Here is a 2,571-nt window from a genome sequence, read left to right on the forward strand (position 1 = left end):
GGTTTCTTTTTTTGTGCTCATACGTTAAATCTATCACCGCAAGGGATAAATATCTAACACCGTGCGTGTTGACTATTTTACCTCTGGCGGTGATAATGGTTGCATGTACTAAGGAGGTTGTATGGAACAACGCATAACCCTGAAAGATTATGCAATGCGCTTTGGGCAAACCAAGACAGCTAAAGATCTGACCAAGCGACAGTTTAAAGTGCTGCTTGCCATTCTGCGTAAAACCTATGGGTGGAATAAACCAATGGACAGAATCACCGATTCTCAACTTAGCGAGATTACAAAGTTACCTGTCAAACGGTGCAATGAAGCCAAGTTAGAACTCGTCAGAATGAATATTATCAAGCAGCAAGGCGGCATGTTTGGACCAAATAAAAACATCTCAGAATGGTGCATCCCTAAAACGAGGGAAAATCCCCTAAAGCGAGGGATAAAACAATCCCTCAAATTGGGGGATTGCTATCCCTCAAAACAGGGGGACACAAAAGACACTATTACAAAAGAAAAAAGAAAAGATTATTCGTCAAGAATTCTCATGTTTGACAGCTTATCATCGATAAGCTTTAATGCGGTAGTTTATCACAGTTAAATTGCTAACGCAGTCAGGCACCGTGTATGAAATCTAACAATGCGCTCATCGTCATCCTCGGCACCGTCACCCTGGATGCTGTAGGCATAGGCTTGGTTATGCCGGTACTGCCGGGCCTCTTGCGGGATATCGTCCATTCCGACAGCATCGCCAGTCACTATGGCGTGCTGCTAGCGCTATATGCGTTGATGCAATTTCTATGCGCACCCGTTCTCGGAGCACTGTCCGACCGCTTTGGCCGCCGCCCAGTCCTGCTCGCTTCGCTACTTGGAGCCACTATCGACTACGCGATCATGGCGACCACACCCGTCCTGTGGATCCTCTACGCCGGACGCATCGTGGCCGGCATCACCGGCGCCACAGGTGCGGTTGCTGGCGCCTATATCGCCGACATCACCGATGGGGAAGATCGGGCTCGCCACTTCGGGCTCATGAGCGCTTGTTTCGGCGTGGGTATGGTGGCAGGCCCCGTGGCCGGGGGACTGTTGGGCGCCATCTCCTTGCATGCACCATTCCTTGCGGCGGCGGTGCTCAACGGCCTCAACCTACTACTGGGCTGCTTCCTAATGCAGGAGTCGCATAAGGGAGAGCGTCGACCGATGCCCTTGAGAGCCTTCAACCCAGTCAGCTCCTTCCGGTGGGCGCGGGGCATGACTATCGTCGCCGCACTTATGACTGTCTTCTTTATCATGCAACTCGTAGGACAGGTGCCGGCAGCGCTCTGGGTCATTTTCGGCGAGGACCGCTTTCGCTGGAGCGCGACGATGATCGGCCTGTCGCTTGCGGTATTCGGAATCTTGCACGCCCTCGCTCAAGCCTTCGTCACTGGTCCCGCCACCAAACGTTTCGGCGAGAAGCAGGCCATTATCGCCGGCATGGCGGCCGACGCGCTGGGCTACGTCTTGCTGGCGTTCGCGACGCGAGGCTGGATGGCCTTCCCCATTATGATTCTTCTCGCTTCCGGCGGCATCGGGATGCCCGCGTTGCAGGCCATGCTGTCCAGGCAGGTAGATGACGACCATCAGGGACAGCTTCAAGGATCGCTCGCGGCTCTTACCAGCCTAACTTCGATCATTGGACCGCTGATCGTCACGGCGATTTATGCCGCCTCGGCGAGCACATGGAACGGGTTGGCATGGATTGTAGGCGCCGCCCTATACCTTGTCTGCCTCCCCGCGTTGCGTCGCGGTGCATGGAGCCGGGCCACCTCGACCTGAATGGAAGCCGGCGGCACCTCGCTAAACGGATTCACCACTCCAAGAATTGGAGCCAATCAATTCTTGCGGAGAACTGTGAATGCGCAAACCAACCCTTGGCAGAACATATCCATCGCGTCCGCCATCTCCAGCAGCCGCACGCGGCGCATCTCGGGCAGCGTTGGGTCCTGGCCACGGGTGCGCATGATCGTGCTCCTGTCGTTGAGGACCCGGCTAGGCTGGCGGGGTTGCCTTACTGGTTAGCAGAATGAATCACCGATACGCGAGCGAACGTGAAGCGACTGCTGCTGCAAAACGTCTGCGACCTGAGCAACAACATGAATGGTCTTCGGTTTCCGTGTTTCGTAAAGTCTGGAAACGCGGAAGTCAGCGCCCTGCACCATTATGTTCCGGATCTGCATCGCAGGATGCTGCTGGCTACCCTGTGGAACACCTACATCTGTATTAACGAAGCGCTGGCATTGACCCTGAGTGATTTTTCTCTGGTTCCCGCCGCATCCATACCGCCAGTTGTTTACCCTCACAACGTTCCAGTAACCGGGCATGTTCATCATCAGTAACCCGTATCGTGAGCATCCTCTCTCGTTTCATCGGTATCATTACCCCCCATGAACAGAAATCCCCCTTACACGGAGGCATCAGTGACCAAACAGGAAAAAACCGCCCTTAACATGGCCCGCTTTATCAGAAGCCAGACATTAACGCTTCTGGAGAAACTCAACGAGCTGGACGCGGATGAACAGGCAGACATCTGTG

5 protein-coding genes are annotated in these 2,571 nt (G+C 54.4%); 4 read left to right on the forward strand and 1 reads right to left on the reverse strand.

Going from position 1 to position 2,571, the window contains the following annotated elements; genetic code table 11:
- Nucleotides 1-121 precede the first annotated feature (121 nt).
- Together MSNKSG1_RS18530 and tet(C) are read left to right on the forward strand one after the other, a co-directional pair.
- The gene (locus MSNKSG1_RS18530) at nucleotides 122-598 is read left to right on the forward strand and encodes a Cro/CI family transcriptional regulator (protein ID WP_008940832.1); all 477 of its coding nucleotides are present in this window, start codon (nucleotides 122-124) and stop codon (nucleotides 596-598) included.
- Nucleotides 599-624: 26 nt separating this feature from the next.
- Nucleotides 625-1,815: a tetracycline efflux MFS transporter Tet(C) gene (gene tet(C) / locus MSNKSG1_RS18535; RefSeq protein ID WP_001297013.1), complete on the forward strand. Its 1,191-nt coding sequence runs from the start codon at nucleotides 625-627 to the stop codon at nucleotides 1,813-1,815.
- Nucleotides 1,816-1,871: 56 nt separating this feature from the next.
- Here tet(C) and MSNKSG1_RS19520 read toward each other — a convergent pair whose 3' ends face one another.
- The gene (locus MSNKSG1_RS19520) at nucleotides 1,872-2,000 is read right to left on the reverse strand and encodes a type VI secretion protein (RefSeq protein ID WP_001260374.1); all 129 of its coding nucleotides are present in this window, start codon (nucleotides 1,998-2,000) and stop codon (nucleotides 1,872-1,874) included.
- 87 nt (nucleotides 2,001-2,087) lie between these two features.
- Between MSNKSG1_RS19520 and MSNKSG1_RS19720 the strand changes: the two genes are divergently transcribed.
- Nucleotides 2,088-2,375: a hypothetical protein gene (locus MSNKSG1_RS19720; RefSeq protein ID WP_008940833.1), complete on the forward strand. Its 288-nt coding sequence runs from the start codon at nucleotides 2,088-2,090 to the stop codon at nucleotides 2,373-2,375.
- A 48-nt stretch (nucleotides 2,376-2,423) separates the two neighbouring features.
- Nucleotides 2,424-2,571: Rop family plasmid primer RNA-binding protein (locus tag MSNKSG1_RS19045; protein WP_083871173.1), on the forward strand; the 148-nt coding region annotated here is incomplete at its 3' end.

This window comes from Marinobacter santoriniensis NKSG1 (genome assembly GCF_000347775.1).
GTDB classification, from domain to species: domain Bacteria; phylum Pseudomonadota; class Gammaproteobacteria; order Pseudomonadales; family Oleiphilaceae; genus Marinobacter; species Marinobacter santoriniensis.

Bases quoted from the DNA above. Each gene is read 5' to 3' on its own strand.
- MSNKSG1_RS18530 (WP_008940832.1), top strand. From the start codon at position 122: ATGGAACAACGCATAACCCTGAAAGATTATGCAATGCGCTTTGGGCAA.
- MSNKSG1_RS19520 (WP_001260374.1), bottom strand. From the start codon at position 2,000: ATGCGCACCCGTGGCCAGGACCCAACGCTGCCCGAGATGCGCCGCGTG.